At 71.7% G+C, this 21,156-nt stretch carries 20 protein-coding genes; 3 read left to right on the top strand and 17 right to left on the bottom strand.

All coding sequences use genetic code 11. The annotated features are described in order from the left end of the window. Positions 1 to 2: 2 nt before the first annotated feature. Entirely contained in the window at positions 3 to 1,052 is a 1,050-nt protein-coding gene (locus tag IAI59_RS06525) for a ketopantoate reductase family protein (RefSeq protein ID WP_207419476.1), read from the bottom strand. 77 nt (positions 1,053 to 1,129) lie between these two features. Between IAI59_RS06525 and IAI59_RS06520 the strand changes: the two genes are divergently transcribed. The 3 genes from IAI59_RS06520 to IAI59_RS06510 are packed head-to-tail and all read left to right on the top strand — an operon-like array spanning position 1,130 to position 3,884. Then, entirely contained in the window at positions 1,130 to 2,314 is a 1,185-nt protein-coding gene (locus IAI59_RS06520) for an alpha-hydroxy acid oxidase (protein ID WP_207419477.1), read from the top strand. A gap of 56 nt (positions 2,315 to 2,370) precedes the next feature. After that, a complete protein-coding gene (locus tag IAI59_RS06515; protein ID WP_207419478.1) occupies positions 2,371 to 3,081 on the top strand; it encodes a metal-dependent hydrolase in 711 nt (236 codons plus the stop codon). Then, the gene (locus IAI59_RS06510; protein ID WP_207419479.1) at positions 3,078 to 3,884 is read left to right on the top strand and encodes an enoyl-CoA hydratase/isomerase family protein; all 807 of its coding nucleotides are present in this window, start codon (positions 3,078 to 3,080) and stop codon (positions 3,882 to 3,884) included. The genes IAI59_RS06515 and IAI59_RS06510 overlap by 4 nt, the downstream gene beginning before the upstream one ends. Positions 3,885 to 3,986: 102 nt before the next feature. Here IAI59_RS06510 and IAI59_RS06505 read toward each other — a convergent pair whose 3' ends face one another. The 16 genes from IAI59_RS06505 to IAI59_RS06430 form a co-directional block, all read right to left on the bottom strand. Beyond that, positions 3,987 to 4,751 carry a crotonase/enoyl-CoA hydratase family protein gene (locus IAI59_RS06505; RefSeq protein ID WP_207419480.1) on the bottom strand — a complete coding sequence of 255 codons (765 nt, stop codon included), beginning with the start codon at positions 4,749 to 4,751 and terminating at the stop codon, positions 3,987 to 3,989. After that, entirely contained in the window at positions 4,751 to 5,872 is a 1,122-nt protein-coding gene (locus tag IAI59_RS06500) for a nitronate monooxygenase (protein ID WP_207419481.1), read from the bottom strand. Before IAI59_RS06500 ends, IAI59_RS06505 begins: the two co-directional genes overlap by 1 nt. 3 nt (positions 5,873 to 5,875) lie before the next feature. Then, the gene (locus IAI59_RS06495; protein WP_207419482.1) at positions 5,876 to 6,292 is read right to left on the bottom strand and encodes a Zn-ribbon domain-containing OB-fold protein; all 417 of its coding nucleotides are present in this window, start codon (positions 6,290 to 6,292) and stop codon (positions 5,876 to 5,878) included. Between the two features lie 5 nt (positions 6,293 to 6,297). Beyond that, positions 6,298 to 7,449: a thiolase family protein gene (locus IAI59_RS06490; RefSeq protein ID WP_207419483.1), complete on the bottom strand. Its 1,152-nt coding sequence runs from the start codon at positions 7,447 to 7,449 to the stop codon at positions 6,298 to 6,300. Continuing rightward, positions 7,446 to 9,554, bottom strand: a complete 2,109-nt coding sequence (locus IAI59_RS06485) for an acetate--CoA ligase family protein (protein ID WP_207419484.1) — start codon at positions 9,552 to 9,554, stop codon at positions 7,446 to 7,448. Before IAI59_RS06485 ends, IAI59_RS06490 begins: the two co-directional genes overlap by 4 nt. Beyond that, positions 9,551 to 10,540, bottom strand: a complete 990-nt coding sequence (locus IAI59_RS06480; protein WP_207419485.1) for a Bug family tripartite tricarboxylate transporter substrate binding protein — start codon at positions 10,538 to 10,540, stop codon at positions 9,551 to 9,553. Before IAI59_RS06480 ends, IAI59_RS06485 begins: the two co-directional genes overlap by 4 nt. A 94-nt stretch (positions 10,541 to 10,634) precedes the next feature. After that, positions 10,635 to 11,588, bottom strand: a complete 954-nt coding sequence (locus IAI59_RS06475) for an SMP-30/gluconolactonase/LRE family protein (RefSeq protein WP_207419486.1) — start codon at positions 11,586 to 11,588, stop codon at positions 10,635 to 10,637. A gap of 4 nt (positions 11,589 to 11,592) precedes the next feature. Further along, positions 11,593 to 12,570: a Bug family tripartite tricarboxylate transporter substrate binding protein gene (locus tag IAI59_RS06470; protein WP_207419487.1), complete on the bottom strand. Its 978-nt coding sequence runs from the start codon at positions 12,568 to 12,570 to the stop codon at positions 11,593 to 11,595. Between the two features lie 32 nt (positions 12,571 to 12,602). After that, positions 12,603 to 13,061 (bottom strand): Zn-ribbon domain-containing OB-fold protein, encoded by a 459-nt coding sequence (locus IAI59_RS06465; protein WP_207419488.1) that lies wholly within the window; start codon positions 13,059 to 13,061, stop codon positions 12,603 to 12,605. 24 nt (positions 13,062 to 13,085) lie between these two features. Next, positions 13,086 to 14,261: a thiolase family protein gene (locus IAI59_RS06460; RefSeq protein WP_207419489.1), complete on the bottom strand. Its 1,176-nt coding sequence runs from the start codon at positions 14,259 to 14,261 to the stop codon at positions 13,086 to 13,088. Then, on the bottom strand, positions 14,258 to 15,412 hold the full coding sequence (locus tag IAI59_RS06455) for a thiolase family protein (RefSeq protein ID WP_207419490.1): 1,155 nt from the start codon (positions 15,410 to 15,412) through the stop codon (positions 14,258 to 14,260). The genes IAI59_RS06460 and IAI59_RS06455 overlap by 4 nt, the downstream gene beginning before the upstream one ends. Then, positions 15,400 to 16,515, bottom strand: coding sequence for a CaiB/BaiF CoA transferase family protein (locus tag IAI59_RS06450; protein ID WP_207419491.1), 1,116 nt, complete (start codon positions 16,513 to 16,515; stop codon positions 15,400 to 15,402). Before IAI59_RS06450 ends, IAI59_RS06455 begins: the two co-directional genes overlap by 13 nt. Positions 16,516 to 16,524: 9 nt before the next feature. Next, positions 16,525 to 17,757, bottom strand: a complete 1,233-nt coding sequence (locus IAI59_RS06445; protein WP_207419492.1) for an ABC transporter substrate-binding protein — start codon at positions 17,755 to 17,757, stop codon at positions 16,525 to 16,527. A gap of 17 nt (positions 17,758 to 17,774) precedes the next feature. Continuing rightward, positions 17,775 to 18,476, bottom strand: a complete 702-nt coding sequence (locus tag IAI59_RS06440; RefSeq protein ID WP_207419493.1) for an ABC transporter ATP-binding protein — start codon at positions 18,474 to 18,476, stop codon at positions 17,775 to 17,777. After that, positions 18,463 to 20,217 (bottom strand): branched-chain amino acid ABC transporter ATP-binding protein/permease, encoded by a 1,755-nt coding sequence (locus IAI59_RS06435; RefSeq protein WP_207419494.1) that lies wholly within the window; start codon positions 20,215 to 20,217, stop codon positions 18,463 to 18,465. The genes IAI59_RS06440 and IAI59_RS06435 overlap by 14 nt, the downstream gene beginning before the upstream one ends. Further along, positions 20,217 to 21,152 (bottom strand): branched-chain amino acid ABC transporter permease, encoded by a 936-nt coding sequence (locus IAI59_RS06430; protein WP_207419495.1) that lies wholly within the window; start codon positions 21,150 to 21,152, stop codon positions 20,217 to 20,219. The genes IAI59_RS06435 and IAI59_RS06430 overlap by 1 nt, the downstream gene beginning before the upstream one ends. Positions 21,153 to 21,156 lie beyond the last annotated feature (4 nt).

The raw sequence follows: 21,156 nt of genomic DNA, 5'->3' as shown, positions 1-21,156 counted from the left end.
GGCTAGAGCGCGCGGGCCAGCGCCGGGTCGGGGCGCGCCTCGCCGCGCTCGATGCGCCGCACGATCTCGTCCACCTGTGCGTGCAGCCCGGCCTCGACGCCGAACTCCTGGCCGCGCCGCGCCACCAGCCCGTTGATCATCGCGCTTTCGGTCCGCCGCCCCTTCAGGATGTCCTGGCCCATGGAGGGGCGCTGCGAATCGCCGCGCTTCTCCACCACCTCCAGGATCTGCGCGATGACCGCCTGCATCGCCGCCGGCTCCGCCTCCGCCCGCGCCAGCAGGTCGAGGTCCAGCCCGCTCATCGGCTCCAGTGCCAGCCCCATGGCGCGGCCGACCCGCACCGACTGGCTACCGAGGCGGATGGAGAGCGCGCGCACCGCCGGGTCGTAGTCCCGTTCCTTGCTGCTCATCCCCGTCATGGCGCAGACGCCGTTACGCATGGCGTTGATGGTCAGCTTCGACCAGCGCTCGCCCCACAGGTTTGTGGTGACGCCGGCGCTGTCCCCCAGGGCGCAAAGGGCGGCGATGCGCCGTGCGCGCGGCGTGACGCGCCCATGCGCCTCGCCCACCACCAGACCCAGCTTGTCGCCCGTGGCGCGCAGCGAGTTGCGCTCGATCCGCCCCGGCGCCACCAGCTCCGCTGCCAGCACGTTGACCGAAAGCCCCAGCACCCGCCCCCATCCGGTCACGGCGGCGATGCTGTCCTCGTTGATGCTGTTCTGCGCCGAGACGATGCAGCCGTCCGGCGCCAGGTAGGGCAGCACCAGCGCGGTGGCCCAGGCCGTGTCATAGGATTTCACGGAGATGAAGGCGATGTCGAAGGGGGCTTCCCGCACCAGCTGCGGCACGTCCGAGATGTGCAGCGCGCGCACCGGCGTGCGGAAGGATTCGCCCGCCTCCATCATGCGGATGTCCAGCCCGTCGCGCTGCATCGCCATGACATGCTGGGGCCAGGCATCCACCAGCACGGGCGCATGCCCTGCCCGCGCCAGATAGGCGCCGAGATAGCCGCCCACCGCGCCGGCGCCGATAATGATGACCCGCTCGCTCATGCCGCCCTCCCCTATTTTGCCTGTATCATCTTCCCCCGCCCGGGCATGGCAAGCACCGAATCGAAAGGTTCTTGCCAATGACTGCTGATTCCACGACCCTGCCGCGCCGCATGCGCGGCATCCTGTCGCTGGAGGACCTGGAGCCGGCGGCACGCCGCTTCCTGCCGCGCCCCGTCTTCGCCTATGTCTCGGGCGGCGCGGAAAGCAACTGGTCGCTGCGTGACAACCGCGCCGCCTTCGCCGAATACGGCCTCCGCCCCGCCACGCTGATCGACGTTTCCGCCCGCAGCCTCGCCACCCCGCTGCTGGGGCAGGATTACGCCACGCCCTTCGGCATCGCGCCCATGGGGTTCAGCGCCCTGGCCGCCTATCGCGGCGACCTGGTGTTGGCACAAGGCGCGGCGGCGGCCGGCATCCCGATGATGCTGAGCGGCGCCTCGCTGATCGCCATGGAAGCGGTGATCCGCGCCAACCCGCGCGCCTGGTTCCAGGCCTACCTGCTGGGCGACATGGCGCGCATGGAAGGCCTCGTGAACCGCGCCGCCGCAGCCGGCTTCGGCACCCTGGCGGTGACGGTGGACGTGCCGGTGCTGGCCAACCGCGAGAACAACGTCCGCGCCGGCTTCTCCGCCCCGCTGCGCCCCTCCGCGCGGCTGGCCTGGGACGGCATGATGCGCCCCGCCTGGACGCTGGGCACCTTCCTGCGCACCCTGCGTCGCCACGGCATGCCGCATTTCGAGAATGCCGGCCCCGCGCGCGGCGCCCCCCTGCTGTCCCGCACCGAGCCGCGTGACCTGGCGCAGCGCGACCACCTGGACTGGCGGCGGCTGGAGCGCGTGCGGCAGCTCTGGCGCGGCCCACTGGTGATCAAGGGCATCCTGACGGCGGAGGATGCGCGGCGGGCGCGGGACAGCGGCGCCGATGCGGTGGTGGTGTCCAACCACGGCGGGCGGCAGCTGGACGGCGCCATCTCGCCCCTGCGCGCGCTGCCAGAGGTGGTGGAGGCCGCGGGGCCCCTGCCCGTGATCCTGGACAGCGGCATCCGCCGCGGCACCGACGTGCTGAAGGCCCTGGCGCTGGGGGCCAGCTTCGTGTTCGTCGGCCGCCCTTTCCTGTACGCCGCGGCGCTGGGCGGCGAGGCTGGGCTGCGCCACGCCATCTCCCTGCTGGCCGAGGAGGTGTCGCGCGACATGGCGCTGCTCGGCGTCACCGCCACCGGCCAGCTCGGGCCCCACCACCTGCTGCGGCTGCGCGGGCACTGACAACCCCGGGCCGGCCCCGCCGTTAGCCCCGCGACACCGCCATGAAGGAGCACGCCATGCAACTCACCTGGTTCGGCCACGCCACCTTTCGCCTGGACTTCGGCAGTTCGGTCGTGCTGATCGACCCCTTCCTGACCGGCAATCCCAGTTTCACCGGCGACCTCGCGGCCGCCACCGCCGGCACCACCCATATCGTGCTGACGCATGGCCATGCCGACCACGTGGGTGATGCGGTCGAGATCTCGCAGCGCACCGGCGCGCCGGTCATCGCCAATTTCGACCTTTGCATGTGGCTGGGCAGGCAGGGCCTGGAAAAGATGGAGCCGCTGAACACCGGCGGCGCCGTGGACCTCGGCGAGTTCTCCGTGGCGCTCACCATCGCCTTCCATTCCTCCAGCCAGATGGGCGAGGACGGCATCGCCCACTCCCTCGGCCTGCCCAACGGCGCCGTGGTGACGCCGAAGGACGCCGACGAGCCCACCGTCTACCACATGGGCGACACCGACATCTTCTCGGACATGGCCTTGATCGGCGAGATCTATCAGCCCGACGTGGTGATCGCCCCGATCGGCGACCGCTTCACCATGGGCCCGCGCCTCGCCGCCATGGCGGTCACGCGCTTCCTGCCGGCGGCGCGCACGGTCATCCCCTGCCACTTCGCCACCTTCCCGCCGCTGCAGCCCAACGCCGACGCTTTTCTCGCTGAGATGGGCGACCAGCGCCACCGCGTGCTGCTGCCCGAAAAAAACACCGCCGTCACGCTGTGACCGGCCTCCTCGCCAGGGCCGAGGGCGCGATCGGCATCCTCACCCTGGCCCGCCCCGCCCGCCGCAACGCCCTGCGGCCCGAGGACCGGGTGGCGATGCTGGCGGCGCTGCGGCACTTCGAGGCCACCCCCGCCATCCGCGCCATCCTGATCAAGGCGGAGGGCCGGGACTTCTGCACCGGCATGGACCTCGGCACCTTCCAGGCCCTGCGCCAGGAGCCCGCCGCCCTCGCCGCCTTCCTGGCCGAGGGCCACGCCCTGGCCACCGCGCTGGACACCAGCCCCCTCCCCGTGGTCGCCGCCGTGCAAGGCCTCTGCCTCGCCGGCGGCCTGGAGCTGGCGCTGTGCTGCGACATCGTCCTGGCCGCCGAGGACGCCCGCTTCGGTGACCAGCATGCGCGCTACGGGTTGCTCCCCGCCTGGGGCGGCACCCAGCGCCTGCCCCGCGCCATCGGCCGCCCCCGCGCCCTGGACCTGATGCTGACCGGCCGCTGGATCAGCGCCGCCGAGGCCGCGCAATGGGGCCTCGTGTCCCGCGTGCTGCCCACCGGTGCCTTGGCCGCCGAGGCCCGGGCCTGCTGCGCCGCGCTCGCCGCCGGCAGTGCCCCGGCGCTGGCGGCGATGAAGCGCCTGGCACGCCACGGCAGCCCGGAGGCGGAGGCCGAGGCGGCGATGGCGCTGCTGCCGGGGGCGGATGCGGCGGAAGGGTTATCCGCTTTCAGTGAGCGGCGGCAGCCGGTGTTTGCCGAGCGGGAGAAGGCCGGGGGAAATGAATTCCCCCCGGACCCCCCATCTTTTTTCTGACTGTTGTCCGGTGGTGCGGGTGGGGCGCGACCGCTCCACCGGCGATCAATCCAGATTGATAAAAAGAAGATGGGGGTTCGGGGGAATTCTTTCCCCTGACCTTCACCGCCCTTTCCACTCCGGCACCCGCTTCTCGGCAAAGGCCGTCGCCCCCTCCCGCGCGTCCTCGGAGGCCAGCAGGTGCCCGGTGATCTCCGCCTGCCGGGCGAACATCTCCTCCAGCGTCCAGTCCTGCTGCTCCACCATCACGCGCTTGCTGGCAGCGACTGACATGGGAGCGTTGGCGATGATCTTGCGGGCCAGTCGCTTCGCTTCGGCCAGGGCCTCGCCGGGCTCCACCAGGGCGTTGACGAGGCCGTAGCGGTCCAGCCGCCCGGCGGTGACCATCTCGCCGGTCAGGGCCAGTTCCAGGGCGATGCGCGGCGGCAAGAGGCGCGGCAGGCGCAGCAGGCCCCCGGCGGCGGCGGCCAGGCCGCGCTTGGCCTCGGGCAGGCCGAACTTGGCATCGCGCGCGGCCACCAGCAGGTCGCAGGCCAGCACGGCCTCGAAGCCGCCGGCCAGGGCGTAGCCTTCCACGGCGGCGATCAGCGGTTTCTTCGGCGGCGTCATGGCGATGCCGAGGATGCCGCGGCCCTCGACGCGCGTGACCTCGCCACGCAGAAAGGCCTTCAGGTCCATGCCGGCGCAGAAGGTGCCGCCGGCGCCGGTCAGGATGCCGACGCGCAGGTCGTCGCGCGCGTCCAGCTCGTCCACGGCGGCGCAGACGCCGTAGGAGACGGCGCGGTTGACGGCGTTGCGCTGGTCGGGGCGGTTGATGGTGATGGTGGCGATGCCGTCCTCATGCGTCACCAGGACCTCGTCGGTCATCAGTCCTCCCACAGCGCGGCGAGGCGCTCGGTCGCGGCCAGGTACTCGTTCTGCATCTGCAGCATGACCTCGCGCACCGAGGTCTCCTGGTTCATCGTGCCGACGGCCTGGCCGACGGGGAAGGAATACAGGTCCCGCCGCCCGGCGCGGACCACGCGGTGGTGCGCCTCGTTGTACAGGATGCCCTGCAAGGGCGTGGGCAGGTAGGCGGGGGCGCCGGGCTGTTCCCAGGCTTCCGACAGCGTGCTGCGCAGCATCCGCACGGGCTTGCCGGTGCGGGCGCGGCGGCGCACCGTGTCCTCGGCCTTGGCCGCGAAGATCGCATCCTTCTCGAAGGGCGTCAGCTCGCTTTCCCGCGTGCCGAGCCAGACGCTGCCGCACCAGACGCCCTCGGCCCCCAGCGCCAGGCAGGCGGCGATCTGACTGCCGCGGGTGATGCCGCCGGCGGCCAGCACGGGAATCTCCGGGCAGGCTTCCACCACCTGCGGCACCAGCACCATGGTGGCGATGTCGCCGGTATGGCCGCCCGCCTCGGTGCCCTGGGCGATGATCACCTCCACGCCCGCGTCGCGCTGTCGGGTGGCGTGCGAGACCTTGCCGCAGAGCGCGCCGATCATCAGGCCGCGCTCGCGAAGCAGCGCCACCACGTCCGGCGGCGGCGCACCGAGGGCGGAGACGACCAGCTTCACCTGGCTGTGCTGCAAAGCCACGGCCAGCAGCCGGCGGGCGCCGTCCGGCGTCATGCCGCCGCGGCCCTCGGCCAACTCCTGCCGCACGCGGGCGCGCTCGTCCTCCGGCAAAGGCGGCACGCCCGCCTCGGTCAGCAGCCCGTCGAGGAACTGCCGCTGCGTGTCCGGGATCAGCCGCTCCAGCTCGCCCAGCGAGGCCTCGGCCGCCTTGTCGTAATTGGCCGGGATCAGCACGTCCACGCCATAGGGGCGGCCGGCCACGTGCTCGTCGATCCAGCGCAGCTCCTGCTCCAGTTGCTCGGGCGAGAAGGTGGAGGCACCGAGCACGCCGAAGCCGCCGGCCTTGGTCACTTCCACGATCACGTCGCGGCAGTGGGAGAAGGCGAAGATCGGCACCTCGCAGCCCAGGCGCCTGGCCAGTTGCGTCCGCATGACTCAGTCCTCCGCCGGGGTGAAGAATGGCAGGGCGACGCCCTCGGCCACCGGTTCCATGCGCAACGTCACCGGCAGGTCCAGCCGCAGCCCGGCGCCGTCCGCCACGCTGTAGCGGCCGAGCGCCCGCACGCCCTCCTCCAGATCCACCGTCACCAGCGTGTAGGGCACGTCCGTGAAGGCGGGGTGGTAGGGGTGGTGCGCCACCATCCAGCTGTGCACACGGCCGCGGCCGCTGCTCGGCACCCATTCCGTTTCGAAGGAATGGCAATGGTCGCAGATGTAGCGCGGGTAGTGGCGCAGCGTGCCGCAGTCCAGGCAGCGCTGGATCAGCAGCTTGCCTTGCGCCGCGCCCTGCCAGTAGGGGCGGGTCAGGTCGGAGGCGTGCGGCAGCGGCCGCGCGGCTGTGGTGTCGGTCATCGCTGTCATCCCCGCCGCATGATGGCCATGGCGCCATCGCCCATGTCGCCGTAGCCGGTACAAAGGCCGAGCTCCGCGCCCCGCACCTGCGCCCGCCCGGCCTCGCCGCGCAGCTGCCGCACCAGCTCCACCACGTGGTTCAGCCCCAGCATATGCGCCTGCGACAGCAGCCCCCCATGCGTGTTGACCGGCAGCGCGCCGCCCAGGCGCAGCCGCCCGCCTTCCACGAAGCCGCCCCCCTCGCCCTTGGCGCAGAATCCCATGTCCTCCAGCTGGCACAGCACCACCCAGGTGAAGCAGTCGTAGATCTCGGCCACCTGGATGTCGGCAGGCGTGACGCCGGCCATGCCAAAGGCGCGCGGCGCGGCCTTGGCGATGCCGAGCCGCGTCATGTCGCCACGCTGGGTGATGGCGCTGGGGCTGTCCGGATGGCCCTCGGCGATGCCGGACACCAGCACGCGCGGCGCCCGCATGTCGCGCGCGCGCTCGGCGCCGCTGACCACGAAGGCGGCGCCGCCATCGGTTTCCAGGCTGCAATCCAGCAGGCGGAACGGGTCGGCGATCATGCGGGACGCCTGGTGGTCGGCCAGCGTCATGGGCTTCTTCATCACCGCGTTGTCGTTCAGCAGGGCGTGGGCGCGGACCGTGGTGGCGATCTCGCCCAGCTGCGCGCTGGTGGTGCCGTAAAGCTCCATGTGCCGCCGCGCCATCGGCGCGTAGAGCTGCGCGGGGGCGATGGCGCCGAGCGGCAGCTCGAACTCCGTGATCAGGTGGAACTGCGGCATCTGGTGGATGCGCGTGCCGGCCTTGGCGCCGGCCGAGACGTTGCGGCCCGCGGCGATCAGCACGTGGTTGCACAGCCCGGCTTGGATGGCCGCCGCCGCGCACTGGATGGCGGCGATGCTGCTGGCCCCGCCCATCGGCGTCAGCGCCGAAAAGCGCAGCTCCTCCACGCCCAGGTTGGTCGCCAGCTCCTCGGCGGGCGCGCCGGTGATGCCGATCGGGATGATGCCGTCGATGTCGCGCGGCCGCAGGCCCGCATCGGCGATGGCGGCCAGCGCCGCCTCCAGCTGCAGCGCGGTGGATGGGCGGGTGGCGCCGCGCTGGTAGCGGGTCTCGCCCACCCCCGTCATCGCCGCCGTGTCACGCAGGCTCATGCCCCCTCCTCTCCATCCTGCCAGACGCAGAGCGCGTCCAGCGCCTCCACCTGCCCGCCGCGCACCCAGAGCGGATTGACGTCCAGCGCCACGAGCTCCGGCCCGAAGGCGAGCGCCGCGTCGCCGATGCGGGCGATGGCTCCCGCCACGGCATCCAGGTCGGCGGCCGGCACGCCGCGCTGGCCGGCCAGCATGGCGGCGCCGCACAAGCTTTCCAGCATCCGCCGCACCTCGTCGGCATCCACCGGCAAGAGGCGCAGGGCGACATCCTTCAGCACCTCCACCCAGACGCCACCCAGCCCCACGGCCAGCACCGCGCCCCATTGCGGATCCCGCGTCACGCCGACGAAGAGCTCGATGCCGCGCGGGCGCATCGGCGCCACCAGCACGCCCTCCACCACCGCCTCCGGCGCATGGGCCAGGGCGGCGGCGCGCAGCCGGTCATGCGCCGTTCGCACCGCCTCCGCGCCACGCAGCCCCAGCGCGACGCCGCCCATGTCCGACTTATGGCCGATGTCGGGGGAGGCGATCTTCAGCACCACCTCGCCCTCCTGCGCGGCGGCGGCCCGCACGGCCTGTTCGGCATCCCGCGCCAGCACGACCGGCACCACGGGCACGCCGTGCCGTGCCAGGACCTGCAAGGCCGCATGCTCCGAGCGGGGACGTTCCGCTTCCGGGGCCGGCGCCACGCGCACGGCGGCGGGCGGCTGTCGCAGTCGTCCGGACCAGCGGGCGCTGCCGGCCAGCGCCGTCACCGCCAAGTCCAGGCCACAAGCGAGGTAGGGCATGCCCGTTTCGGCGACGATGCGCTTGGACAGCGGCGTGAGATGCGTGGCGGTGTAGCTGACTACGAAGCCCGGGACGGGGGCGCGGGTCAGGCCGGCGGCCAGCGCGGCGTGCAGCCCGCTGAGCCGCTCGCTCATGTCCGCCTGTTCCGTCGGCACCTCGTAGTAAGGGCAAAGGACGGCGGCCAGCGCCGGCTGGGCGGCGACGATCTCCACCACCGCCTCGCACTGCTCTGGCGTGATGGCGCCGGTCAGGTCCAGCGGGTTGTGCGGGGTGGCGAAGCCGGGGATGGTTTCGCGCAGCGCCGCCGCCGCCTCCGGCGCCAGCTCCGGCAGCACCAGGCCGCGCGCGGCCGCGCTGTCGGCGGCGATCTCGCAGATGCCGCCCGAGTTGGAGACGATGCCGAGACCGCCCGGCCGCAGCGGCCCGGCGCGGCCCATCACGTCGGCGGTGGTCAGCAGCTCCTCGACCGAGCGGGCGCGGACGATGCCGTATTGCGCGCAAATGCCGTCGAAGACGCGGTCGTCGCCCACCAGGGCGCCGGTATGCGCCAGCGCCGACTTCGCCGTCACCTCGCTCGTGCCGACCTTCAGCACCACCAGCGGCTTGCGCGCCGCCAGCGCAGCCTCGGCCAGGGCCAGGAAGCCGGCCGGGTCGCGCAACGTCTCGATGAACAGCGCCAGGGATTTCGTCGCCGGCTGCCGCAGCAGCGACAGGGCGACTGCGGCGAGGTCGAGATCGGCCTCGTTGCCGGTGGCCACCACATGGCTCAGCCCGACATCGTGCCGCCAGGCCAGGGTGGCCAGGAAATAGGCGGTGGCCCCGCTTTGCGAAACAATGGCCACGCCCTCGCGCCGCGTCGGTGCCCGCACCGGCGTGGTCCAGGCGCAGACGCCATCGGCGAAGTTGATGAAGCCGAGGCTGTTGGGACCTAGCAGCCGCACCCCCGCCCGCCCCGCAGCCTCCGCCACCTCTCGCTGCACGGCTGCCCCCGCATCGCCCAGTTCGGCGAAGCCGGACGTCAGGATCACGGCCGAGCGTGCGCCAGCGGCACCGAGGTCGCGCACCGCCTCGGCCACCGCCTCGGCCGGCAACAGCACCAGGCCGAGATCCGGCGCCTCGCCCAGCGCGGCGACGCTCTGGGCCGCCGCCTGCCCGTGCACGCTGCCGCCGCGCCGGTTGACCAGCTGCACCGTGCCGGCGAAGCCGCCCTGCCGCAGGTTGTCGAACGCGGTGCACGACCAGCGGGAGCGGTCGGAGGCCCCCAGGATCGTGACGGAACGCGGCCGCAGCAGGGCCTCGATGGCGGCCTGGGTCACAGCGCCAGCCGGAGGCGGTGCACCACCGGCGTCCAGCGGGCGATCTCCGCGGAAACGAAGCGGCGCGCGCCATCCGGGTCCGATTGCGTCACGCCGGCGATGCCGAGCCCCTGGAGCTGCGCCTGCACCGCCGGGCGAGCCATGACGCGGCCGATGGCGGCGGCGACCGGCGCCAGCACCTCGCGCGGAGTGTTGGGGGGCGCCGCCAGCAGGTTGTAGGTGCCGGCGGTGACGTCGATCCCGTCCTCCCGCATCGTCGGCGTCTCTGGCGAGATGGCGGTGCGCTCCGCCGCCATGGCGGAGACGATGCGCAGCGCGCCACCCTTGTGGTGCGGCAGCAGCGTGCCGAAGGTCTCGACATTGTAGGCGACGGTGCCGTTGATCGCGTCCGTGATGGCCGGGCCGCTGCCCTGGTAAGGGATGTGCAGCACCTGGATGCCGGCGGCATCGTTGAAGGCCTCGGCCGCCAGATGCACCGTCGTGCCGATGCCGGCGCTGCTGTAGGAAAGCTGCCCCGGCCGGGCCTTGGCGTAGGCGATGAAGCCCTTCAAGTCGGTGGCCGGCAGGCGCGGGTTGAGCGCCAGGGCGAAGGGCGCCTCGGACAGCAGGGCTACCCAGGAGAAGTCGTGCACCGGGTCGTAGGGCGGCACCTTGCGGGCGATCGGCGCCGAGACGGCGGAGGAGCCGGTGTGCATCATCAGCACCGATCCGTCGGCCGGCGCCCGCAGCGCGTATTCCGCCGCCGTCAGCCCGCCCGCGCCGGGGCGGTTCTCGACGATCACGGTGCGGCCCAGCTCCTCGCGCAGCGGGTCCGCCACCAGGCGCGCGAAGATGTCGCCGGAGCCGCCGGGCGGGAAGCCGACCACCAAGCGGATCGGGCCGGCGGCGCGCGGCTGCGCCAGCGCCGGGGTGGCCAGCAATGCGGCGGCCCCCGCGAGCGCGGCGCGGCGGCCGAACGGAACCGGAATGACGGAGCCGGGCTGCATGGGGCAATCCTCCGGGCAGGATATACCTGCCATTATTTTTTATTACTGGTCAGTATATCAAGACAGCCGGGCCATTCAAGCCTTCCTGACCGGCCTAGGGTGTTGACCAGTCCCATTGCACCGGCGGCTTGCCAGCCACGGGTGCGGCGAAGCGCGCCAGCGCATCGCCCGCCAGACTGCCCATCAGACCGGTGCGCAGATCCGGCCCGCTGAAGGCTAGGCTGCTGATGTTGCGCAGGCGCTTGGAGCGCGCCTCGTGGATCATCGGCCGGGTCAGGCGCTTGGCCTGCAGCGACTGTTCCAGCGCCTCCAGATGCGCCGCATCGCTGTCCTCCAGCATCACCTGCCGGGTGCCGTCCGGCGCCACGCGGATCAGGCGGTTGCTGCCGACGCTGACCACCCAGAGGCCGCCCTCCGCATCCTGCGTCAGCCCGTCCGGGTAGTCGCCATGGCCGAAGGTCGCGACGGTCACGCGATCGCTCAACGTACCGTCGGCGTCCATGCTGAAGCGCGTCAGGCGGCGGCCGAAGGTCTCGTTGACGTAGAGGCAGCCGGCATCCTCGTCCGGCAGGCATTCGTTGGTCCAGCACAGGCCTTCCGCCACCACGCGGATGCCCCGCTCGTCGCGCAGGGCTATGAAGCCGTCGGCGATGTCGGTGCGGTACTGGTCCTCGCCCGGGCGCAGCGTGCTGACGCAGATCCACAGCCGCCCCTGCCGGTCCGTGCGCACGAAGTTGACGCTGCCGAGACGCCGGCCGGCGATGCTGTCGATCTCCTGTCGCAGCGTGCCGTCCGGCGCCAGCCGCCACACGCCGCCGGAATCCGACAGGTTGGCGATGGCGAAGCTGCCATCGCGCAGCAGCGCGATGCCGTTCGGCACCACCGGCCCCTGCCCCAGCAGCACCTGTGCCCCATCGGGCGCGATGCGCGTGATGCCGCCGCGCTTGTCCGAAACGAAGAGCGTGCCGTTCCGCAGCGCCAGCACACATTCGGGGCGCGACAGGTCCCGCGCGGTGAAGTCCACGGCATCGAGGGAGATGGGGGTCATGCGTTCAATCCAGCTTGATCTCGACGCGCTCCGTCACCGACTTCCAGCGCGCGAAGTCGGCGCGGATGACATCGGCCAGGGCGGCAGGCGTGCCGGGGGCGGTGACGAAGCCCTTCTCGTACAGGCTGCGCCGCGTTGCTTCCTCGGCCAGCAGGCGGTTGAGGTCGGCGTTCAGCTTGCTGACGATGGGCGCGGGTGTGCCAGCGGGCACGAGCAGCGCATACCACAGGTCCACCGCGTAATCCGGCAACCCGCTTTCGGCCACCGTCGGCACGTCCGGCAAGCCGGCGTAGCGCTCCGCGCCGAGCACGGCGATGACGCGCAGCGCCCCGTCCCGTACGAAGCCCTCGATGGCATTCAGCGGGCCGAAGGACAGCTGCACCTCGTTGGCCAGCTGCGCCGTCACCGCCGGGCCGGAGCCGCGATACGGCACATGCGCGATGGTGGTGCCCGCCATCAGGTTGAACAACTCGCCCGCCAGGTGCGGCGCGGTGGCCGAGCCCGCGCTGCCCTGGTTCAGCTCGCGCGGATGCGCCTTGGCATAGGCAATCAGCTCGGCCACCGTGCGCACCGGCAGCTTCGGGTTCACCGCCAGCACCAGCGGCGAGGTGGCGATCATGCCGACCGGCGCGAAGTCGCGCAGGATGTCGAAGCCCGGGTTGGGCTGCACATGCGGCGTGATGGTGTAGGAATTGGGCGCCAGCAGCACCGTGTAGCCATCCGGGGCGGAGCGCGCCGCATAGGCGGCGCCGACGCTGCCCGACGCGCCGCTGCGGTTCTCGACCAGCATGTTGCCGCGCCACAGCTCGCTGAACCGCTGCGCGACGATACGCCCCAGGATGTCGGTGCCGCCGCCCGGGGCGAAGCCGGACACCAGCTTCACCGGGCGGGCGGGGTATTCCTCCGCGGCCAGGGCGGCGGGGATCGCCCCGCCGCAGGCCAGGACCGCGAGGGCGGCCTTCAGGAACTCGGATCTTTTCATTGGTCTTCCTCCCTGCCGGCCGCGCCGGCGCGTCAGCCGGCCTCGGGCTCAAACCAGAAGTCCAAGACGTCGCCGATCCGCTTCTCGGCGAACTTGGTATTGATGCGCGTGCCGATCTTCAGCTTCTCCGACGCCGCCTTGGGGTCCGTCAGGTCGACGCCCTTGAAGAAGCCGCCGATCGCGGTGTCCGCGCCGTCCAGCAGCACGTAGCCGAAGGCATAGGGCGGCGGCGGCAGGTTGTTGAACTCCTCGTAGACGATCGAGAAGGTCTCAATCCGCCCGCCGGGGCCGACCTCCACCCAGTCCGTGGTCGGCTGCAGCGACTGGTCGGAGAAGGAGCGCGGCGGCACCAGCACGCGGCCGGTCTTGGCGTCGCGCTTGCCATAAATTTTCCCGTGGTCGCGCAGCTGCACGTAGAACCAGCTCGCCGTCTCACCCAGCGCGTGGGTGTAGGTGATCTTCCAGTCTTCCTTGCGCTTCAGCAGTTCCATGTCCGTGTTCCTTGTGCCTGTGTCTTACGCTTCGACGACCATGGTGCCGAAGAACTGGTGGTCGCCACCATTGCCGCTGGCGATGCCGATCTTGGCGCCCGCCACCTGGTGCCCGCCCGCCTTGCCGCGCACCTGCTGTGCGACCTCGGCCACGCGCACCATGGCGGTGACGGCGATGGCATTGGTGCACAGCACCCCGCCCGAGGTGTTGACCGGAATGTCGCCGCCAATCTGGAAGCGCCCTTCCTTTAGCATGGCCGGCGACTGGCCAAGATCGGCCAGCCCGGCGGCCTCGATGGAATGGAACTCGGTGTTGCTGAAGGGCGCGTAGAGCTCCGCCACGTCCACCTGCTTCCGCGGTTCCTTGATGCCGGCCATCTTGTAGGCGCGCTCGAAGGAGCCCTTCAGCGCGAAGGCATCGGCGTGGTCGGCGGTCTGGCCGTTGCCCATGCGGTCGCCGAGGAAGTAGCTCTCGGAGGAATGGCCGACGCCGGTAATCCACACCGCGTCCAGCTTGTTCTCCTTGATGTACTTCTCGCTCGCCAGCACCATGGCGCAGCCGCCGGAGGATTGCGGGCAGCAATCGAACAGCTTGACCGGCCAGGAGATGTAGCGCGAGCGGAACACCTCCTCGACCGTGGTTTCCTTGCGGAGATGCGCGTTCGGGTTCTTGGCGGCGTGCCAGCGGTTCTTGACCACCACGCGCGCCATGTCCTCCTCCGTCATGCCATACAGATGCATGTAGCGGACGGCCGACATGGCCAGCATGTTGATGGTCCCCAGCGGCAATTGCCGCTCATAGGTCGGGTCCCAGATCTTGTTCAGCACGGTCTGGCTGTCGCCGCATTCGCCGACCTTGTCGGCGCCCGCCGTCAGCACGACGTCGCAGGCGCCCGCCGCCACGTGGTAATAGGCGGCGGCGACGGAGGAGATGCCGGTGGCGCCGCCGGTGTTGATGCGCAGGAAGCGCTTGTTGCGCGCCCCCACGGCATCGACGCCGACGCGCTCGGCATTGCCGATGCCCACCATCGCGTCCGGCGACAGCGAGTAGACGACGGCCTGGATGTCATCCAGCTCCATGGACGCGTCGTTCAACGCCATGGTGACGGCCTCGCGCACCAGGTCCGGGTAGCTGGCGTCGTCCCGCCGCGCCTTGAAGGCCGACTGGCCGATGCCGATGATGCCGACGCGCGCGCTCATGCCGCCGCTCCCTGCTGCTCGCGGTCCAGCACGACCACGGTCTGGTACTGCATGGCCATGCCGCTGCTGGCCTGGGCCAGACCGCGCGTCACGCCCTGCTTCTGGTGGCGCCCGGCCTTGCCGCGCACCTGGTTCGCCACTTCCGCGATACGGATCAGCCCGGTGCAATAGACGGGGTTCAGGCAGGTGACGCCGCCCGACAGGTTGACCGGCAGGCTGCCATCGGCGCCGAAGCGCTTGTCGGCCGTCAGCGCCGCCCATTCGCCGCGCGGCGCCAGGCCTAGCGCCTCGTAGGCCATCAGCTCCTGGAAGGGCGTGGCGTCGGAGACCTCGGCCACCTGCACGGCGCCCAGCGGGCCGTCGATGCCGGCCTCGGCATAGGCCTGCCGCGCGGCCTCGCGCAGCGCGGCGGCCTCGCCCAGGTCGCGATCGCCCAGGAAGGCTGGCTCGGTGGTCCAGCCCATGCCGGCAATCCAGGCGGGATCGGTCATGTTCTTCTCGCGAATGAAGTCCTCGCCCGCCAGTAGGATGGCCACCACGCCGGTCACCGGCGGCGCCATGCTGCCGGCCGGCAGCGGCCAGCGGGTCGGCTTGGCGTTGGCATCGGCCTGCGCCACGAGGTCGGGATAGGCGGCCTTGCCATGCGCGCGGTTCTTCTCCAGCACCGCCGCCGCGGCCGCCTCCAGCCCCGGTACCTGCGCCATCAGCGCGCTGGCCTGCAGCGCGTGCGAGGCCTGCTCGTCCATCGGCAGCCGGCGGTGGAAGTAGGGGTCGGCCGCCAGCCGCTGCGCCTCGGGAATCGAGGAGGCCTCGGTCGGGCTCCAGGACAGCACCAGCTGCGTGCGGTACTGGCCGCAGGCGACGCGCAGCGCGCCCAGCACGAAGGCGTGCTCGCCGGCGGAAGGCGTGGACAGGATGTCGCGGTCCACGCCGCCGACGGAGCCGGAGGCCATCATGATCGAGATGGCGCGGCCATCGTACTGGTCGTTCGAGGCGACGACGATGCCGTCAATCTCCTCGACCGTGATGCCGGCATCCTTCAGCACCGCCTGGGTGGCGTCGTAAAGCAGCTCCTCCAGCGAGCGGCCGTCGCCCTCGATCCTGGGCATGATCGTCACCCCGATGACGCCGGGTTTGACTACGTAGGGCATGCGCGCTCCTTGTCCTGGGATTGTTCACGCAGCAGGGGGGGCCGCGGGCGCGGCGCCTCTCCGTCCACATGCGCGGGAAACAGGGCCTGGGTGTCCCCGGCCGGCCCCTGCCGCACCACGCCGCGCGCGGCATGGTGGGGGGAGGCCAGCGCCTCCCGCAGGTCCAGCACGGGGGTCAGGCAGCAATCGGCCGCGCCGAAGCGGGCCAGGCAGTCGTCCAGCGTCAGCGCCGCCATGGCCGCCGCCACATCGGCGATCAGCGCGTGCTGGGGCAGCGGCTCCTGCTGCCGGGCGATCCAGTCGGGATGGCCGGCGGCGTGGCAGAAGGCAGCCCAGAACTTCGGCTCCACCGCGCCCAGCATGGCGTGGCGGCCATCGGCCAGGGCATAGACCTGGTAGTAGGCGGCGGCACCGTTGAGGAATCCGCCGCCGCGTTCCGGCACCGCGCCGGTCGCGCCAAGCTCGGCGATCGGAAACAGCTGCAGCGGCATGGCGGCATCCGCCAGCCCGATGTCGATGCGGCAGCCCATCCCGTCCGCCTCGCGCGCCCGAAGCGCGCCGAGGATGGCGATGACACCGAACAGCGAGCCGGCGGAATCGGCCAGCGGCGGATCATAGTAAGCCGGCGCATCGGCGCCGTTGCGGTGCAGGATGCCGGACAGCGCCAGGTAGTTGGCGTCGTGCCCGGCCGCCTGCGCCAGCGGCCCCTCCGCGCCGTAGCCGCTCAGCGAGCAATAGATCAGCCCCGGGTTCAGTGCCCGCAGCACAAGGTAGTCGAGGCCGAGGCGGCGCATCACGCCGGGGCGGAAGCCCTCGATCAGCACGTCGGCGCGGGCCACCAGGTCAAGGAACTCCCGCCGCACCTCCGGCTGCTTCAGGTCCATCCGCCGCAGCGCCTTGCCGGCGTTCACGGCGCCGTAGAACACCGGCTCGCCGCCGGCGTCGCGCGGGCCGATCTGCGCCATCATGTCGCCCGCCGGCGGCTCGACCTTCAGCACCTCGGCGCCCATGTCGGCCAGCAGCAGGCTGGCGAGCGGCCCCGGCAGAAAGGCCGAGAGGTCGATCACCCGCAGGCCCTTGGCAAAGAGACGGAGGCGCGACATGGCGCGATCCTACCGGCGCGGCCAGATCGGCTGCGCCACCGCCGCGTCGGTCGGGAAAACCGTGACCGGCACGCCGTTCTGCCACTGCGCGATGACCAGCGCGGCACCCTCGCGCCGGCCGCGCTCGTCGAACTTGATGCGCCCGCCAGGAAACAGCTTGGCCGCGCCCTCCGTGCTGTCCATCGCCTTGATGGCAGCGTTCAGCTTGTCGCGGTCGATGGAGGCGGCGGCTTCCAGCGCGTCGCGCAGGATCATCACATGGGCGTAGTTGGACAGGCTGTCCTGGGTGATCCAGGCCTCGCCGGTGCGGGCGCGGAAGGCCTCGTTCAGCGCCTGGGTGTTCTTGTTGCCCCAGGTGGCGGTGATGAACAGCACGCCCTCCAGCATGTCCTTGCCGACCACGCGCAGCAGGTCCGGCGAGCCCATCGGGCCGCCGTTGTTGATGGCTGGCAGCCGCCCCTTGCCGAGGCCGATCTCGTTCAGCTTCTCCAGCGTCAGCTTGATGTCCGGCACGGCGGTGGGCAGCAGCAGCAGCATCTCCGGCCGCGCCTGCCGCACCCGCTGCATCACCGGCCCGGCATCGGCCAGCGGCGGGGTGAAGGTCTCGTCCACCACGATGGTCATGCCCAGCTCGCGGGCGCCGCTTTCGCGCAGCCGGCGCGTGAAGTTCACCGGGGACGCGGTGTTGTCCATGACGATGCCGAGCCGGGTGGGCTTCTGCCCCGTGGCGGTCTGCGCCAGTTGCAGCAGCGTCGGCAGCGCGGCGGCGGCCTGCGCCTCGGCGGTGGGCGAGGTCTGGTAGACGTAGCGGAAGCCTCGGTTGGTGATGGCGTCCGCGTAGGAGAGCGTGAACCAGGGCACGCCCGCACGCTCCGTCACCTCGGTCACGGCGAGGGTGAAGGAGGAGACATAGGCGCCGGCGCCACCGACGATGTCGGGCTCCTGCGAGAGCAGGCGCTGCGCCGCGCTCTTGGCCTTTTCCGGGCTATCGCCGCAATCGCCGACCACCAGCCGCAGGCGGGCGCCGCCGAGCGACTTGATGCCGCCCGCCTGGTTCACCTCGTCCACCGCCATCTCCATCCCCATGCGGGACAGCTCGCCGGACTTGGCCCAGGCGCCGCTGAGCGGCGTCACCAGCCCGATCTTGATCTCGCGCGGGGCCTGCGCGAGGGCCGGCCGGGCGAGGCCCGTGGTGGCGGCGGCGACGGCCAGGCGGCCCAGGTCGCGACGCGTGGTGGTCATGGCGCGGTTCCTTTGCATCACACGCCCAGATAGGCGCGGCGGAGTTTCTCGGGGGACAGCTCGGCCGGCGTGCCGTGCAGCATGACGCGGCCGCCTTCCAGCACGTAGCCACGATCGCAATCGGCCAGCGCGTCGGTGACGCGCTGCTCGACCAGCAGGATCGTCATGCCGCCCTCGCGACGGATCTCGCGTACGGCATCGAAGATCGTGTCGGCCATGACGGGCGAGAGGCCCATCGAGGGCTCGTCCAGCATCAGCAGGCGCGGACAGGAGGCGAGCGCGCGGCCGATCGCCAGCATCTGCTGCTGGCCGCCCGACAGCGTGCCCGCCAGCTGCGCGCGCCGCTCCGCCAGGATCGGGAACATTGCGAAGATGCGCTCGAAGGCGCGCCGGCGGTCGGCGCGGCCGGCCTCTGTCGAGCCGCCCATCTCCAGGTTCTCCAGCACGCTCATGCTGGCAAAGACCTTGCGGCCCTCGGGCACGTGGGCGATGCCGAGATGCGCGCGGTCCCGCGGCTTCATCGCCAGCAGGTCCGCGCCCTCGAAGGTGACGCGGCCAGCGGCCGGCACGGTGCCGGAGATGGCCTTGAACAGCGTGGTCTTGCCGGCGCCGTTGGGGCCGACCACGGCCACCAGCTCGCCCCGGTTGACCTCCAGCCCGGCGCCGCGCAGCGCCTCCGAGCCGCCGTAGCGGACCTCGATGTTCTCAACCGTCAGCATCGGCCGTCGCCCATTTGCGGCCCAGATAGGCCTCCACCACGGCGGGTCGCCGCAACACCTCCTGCGGCGGGCCCTCGGTCAGCAGTCGGCCGTTGTCCAGCACCAGGAAGCGGTCCACCAGGCCGAGCATCGCCGGCATGGAATGCTCGATGATGACGACGGTGATGCCGAGGGACGGCAGGGTACGGACCACGGCGATCAGGGCTTCCGTGTCGGTGCTGCCGAGGCCGGCCAGCGGCTCGTCCAGCAGCACCAGCTTCGGCCCGGCGGCCAGCGCCCGGGCCAGCTCCATCAGCCGCAGCTCGCGGTTGGTCAGCGTGCCGGCGGCGGCCCCGGCGCGGTGCGACAGGCCAACCTGCGCCAGCGCGGCGTCGGCGGCGCGCGTGGCCGCGTCGTCCGTGCCATGGGCGACAAAGGCGCCGACCACCACGTTCTCCCGTGCGCTCATGCGCGGAAAGGCCCGCACCACCTGGAAGGTGCGCCCGATACCCCGGCGGCAGATGCCGCTAGGCCGCAGACCGGCCAGCGACTGCCCCTCGTAGCGCACGCTGCCCTGGCTGGGCTGCACCAGCCCGTTGAGCAGGTTGAACAGCGTGGTCTTGCCGGCACCGTTCGGGCCGATGATGCCGAGGATCTCGCCCGCCCTCACCGAGAAGCTGACATCCGAGACGGCATGGACGCCGCCATAGGACTTGGACAGCCCCTCGACCTCCAGGATCGGCGCGCCGAGCGGCGGGCGCAGCGCCGCGGCCGGCGGCGCGGGCGGGGCCTCGGCGGCGGCCATGGCGGGGGCGCGGCGGCGCAGGTCCCGCAGCTTCCAGTACAGCCCCTCGGGCGCCGCCAGGATCACGACGATGACGGCGATGCCGTAGATGACACCCTGGATGCCGGGCAGGATGTGCCCCAGCTCGGCCTGCAGCGTCTCGCCCAGCGGCACCAGCACCACGGCGCCGATCAGCGGGCCCCAGACCGTGCCGGCGCCGCCGAACAGCGACAGGATCATCGCCTGCGCCGAGACCACCAGCCCGAAGACGCTGTTGGGCGTGACCACCAGCAGCACCACCGCGTAGAAGCCGCCGGCCGCCGCGGCCAGCGCGCCGCTCAGCACCATGGCGCGCATCTTCCAGCGCCGGGTGTCGATGCCCGCCGCCTCGGCCGCCAGCTCGTTCTGCTTGATCGCCAGCAGCGACAGGCCGAAGCGCGAGCGCTCCACCAGCAGCGAGGCGGCGAAGCCGATGGTGAGGAGCGCCAGCGCGATGGCGATGTCGATGCGCCCGTCGCCGAACTGCATGTACCAGCCCGGCGCCTCGCGGTGCAGCGGCACCGAGACCTCCTGGAAGCCCATCCAGCCGAACAGCGAGACCAGCATCAGCGGATAGGCCAGCATGGCCAGCGCGAAGTAGTTGCCGCGCAGCCGGAAGGTGGGATAGCCGATCGCCGCCCCCGCAGCACCCCCGAGCACCGTCGCCAGCGGGATGCCGAGCCAGGGCGTGAGGCCGAACCGCGCCTGCCCCAGCGCCACCAGATAGGCGCCGAGCCCGAAGAAGGCGGCGTGGCCGAAGGAGACCAGCCCGCTGTAGCCGCTGAAGATGTTCCACGATACCGCCAGCAGTCCCCAGATCGGCACCAGCGTCAGCATCAGCCGCCAATAGGCGTCCTGCACCACGAAGCCGATGGCGAGCCAGCCGAGCGCCAGCAGCAGGAACAGGCCGAGCGGGCGGAGGATGGAGCGGTCGGGCATCAGGCGCGCTCCACGCTGCGGCCGAACAGGCCCTGCGGGCGCAGCAGCAGGATCAGCACGAAGACCAGGAAGACCAGCGTGTTCTGCAACTGCAGCGGCAGCACCAGGATGGCGAGCTGCTGCACCAGCCCGATCACCATGCCGCCCCAGAAGGCGCCGGTGATGCTGCCGATGCCGCCCAGCACCACGCCGGCATACATGATGATGATGAACTCCGTGCCGACGAAGGGCTGCACCGGGTAGGACAGCACGATCAGCCCGCCGGCCACGCCCGCGATGGCGGTGCCGAGCCCGAAGGCGATGCGGTGCGCGCGATCGACGTCGATGCCCTGGTAGGTCGCGGCCTCGGGGTTGTCGGCGGCCGCGCGCAGCGACTTGCCGAGATGCGTGCTGCGGATCAGCCGGAACAGCACCAGCGCGACGCCGAGGCTGACCAGCGCACCGATGGTGCGCGCCTTGTTGAGGAACAGCGCGCTGAAATCGTCATACAGCAGCGGCAGCTCCCAGGCGGCGGAGGAGAGCGGCGATACCACCGCGACCGGCGCCGAGCCGAGCAGGATCAACGCGCCGTTCTGCAGCACCAGCGCGATGCCGAGCGTCAGGATGAGCTGCGCCTGGTGCCCGTCCGCCGAGAGGCCCACCGATTGCAGCCCCGTGGTGCGGGACACCAGGAAGCGGTGCAGCAGCGCGCCCGCGATGAACAGCAGCGGCGCCACCAGCAGCGCCGCCACGAAGGGCGCCGCGACGCCGAGCCCCGCCAGCAGCGCCGAGAGCCCGACGGCGAGATACATCCCCACCATCATGAAGTCGCCCTGCGCGAAGTTGATGACGCGCATGATGCCGAAGATCAGCGCGAGGCCGACGCAGGTCAGCCCGTAGAAGGCGCCGAGCGTGAGGCCGGCGGCGATGGCCTGGAGGAGGGATTCCACGAACATCCGC

The sequence above is a fragment of the Roseomonas haemaphysalidis genome (assembly GCF_017355405.1).
Classification (GTDB): domain Bacteria; phylum Pseudomonadota; class Alphaproteobacteria; order Acetobacterales; family Acetobacteraceae; genus Pseudoroseomonas; species Pseudoroseomonas haemaphysalidis.
This window is presented reverse-complemented; position numbering and strand designations above follow the sequence as displayed.

What these genes read in the sequence shown, in the direction of transcription:
- IAI59_RS06525 (WP_207419476.1), bottom strand. Translation starts at nt 1,052, where the DNA reads ATGAGCGAGCGGGTCATCATTATCGGCGCCGGCGCGGTGGGCGGCTAT.
- IAI59_RS06520 (WP_207419477.1), top strand. Translation starts at nt 1,130, where the DNA reads ATGACTGCTGATTCCACGACCCTGCCGCGCCGCATGCGCGGCATCCTG.
- IAI59_RS06515 (WP_207419478.1), top strand. Translation starts at nt 2,371, where the DNA reads ATGCAACTCACCTGGTTCGGCCACGCCACCTTTCGCCTGGACTTCGGC.
- IAI59_RS06505 (WP_207419480.1), bottom strand. Translation starts at nt 4,751, where the DNA reads ATGACCGACGAGGTCCTGGTGACGCATGAGGACGGCATCGCCACCATC.
- IAI59_RS06500 (WP_207419481.1), bottom strand. Translation starts at nt 5,872, where the DNA reads ATGCGGACGCAACTGGCCAGGCGCCTGGGCTGCGAGGTGCCGATCTTC.
- IAI59_RS06495 (WP_207419482.1), bottom strand. Translation starts at nt 6,292, where the DNA reads ATGACCGACACCACAGCCGCGCGGCCGCTGCCGCACGCCTCCGACCTG.
- IAI59_RS06490 (WP_207419483.1), bottom strand. Translation starts at nt 7,449, where the DNA reads ATGAGCCTGCGTGACACGGCGGCGATGACGGGGGTGGGCGAGACCCGC.
- IAI59_RS06480 (WP_207419485.1), bottom strand. Translation starts at nt 10,540, where the DNA reads ATGCAGCCCGGCTCCGTCATTCCGGTTCCGTTCGGCCGCCGCGCCGCG.
- IAI59_RS06475 (WP_207419486.1), bottom strand. Translation starts at nt 11,588, where the DNA reads ATGACCCCCATCTCCCTCGATGCCGTGGACTTCACCGCGCGGGACCTG.
- IAI59_RS06470 (WP_207419487.1), bottom strand. Translation starts at nt 12,570, where the DNA reads ATGAAAAGATCCGAGTTCCTGAAGGCCGCCCTCGCGGTCCTGGCCTGC.
- IAI59_RS06465 (WP_207419488.1), bottom strand. Translation starts at nt 13,061, where the DNA reads ATGGAACTGCTGAAGCGCAAGGAAGACTGGAAGATCACCTACACCCAC.
- IAI59_RS06460 (WP_207419489.1), bottom strand. Translation starts at nt 14,261, where the DNA reads ATGAGCGCGCGCGTCGGCATCATCGGCATCGGCCAGTCGGCCTTCAAG.
- IAI59_RS06455 (WP_207419490.1), bottom strand. Translation starts at nt 15,412, where the DNA reads ATGCCCTACGTAGTCAAACCCGGCGTCATCGGGGTGACGATCATGCCC.
- IAI59_RS06450 (WP_207419491.1), bottom strand. Translation starts at nt 16,515, where the DNA reads ATGTCGCGCCTCCGTCTCTTTGCCAAGGGCCTGCGGGTGATCGACCTC.
- IAI59_RS06445 (WP_207419492.1), bottom strand. Translation starts at nt 17,757, where the DNA reads ATGACCACCACGCGTCGCGACCTGGGCCGCCTGGCCGTCGCCGCCGCC.
- IAI59_RS06440 (WP_207419493.1), bottom strand. Translation starts at nt 18,476, where the DNA reads ATGCTGACGGTTGAGAACATCGAGGTCCGCTACGGCGGCTCGGAGGCG.
- IAI59_RS06435 (WP_207419494.1), bottom strand. Translation starts at nt 20,217, where the DNA reads ATGCCCGACCGCTCCATCCTCCGCCCGCTCGGCCTGTTCCTGCTGCTG.
- IAI59_RS06430 (WP_207419495.1), bottom strand. Translation starts at nt 21,152, where the DNA reads ATGTTCGTGGAATCCCTCCTCCAGGCCATCGCCGCCGGCCTCACGCTC.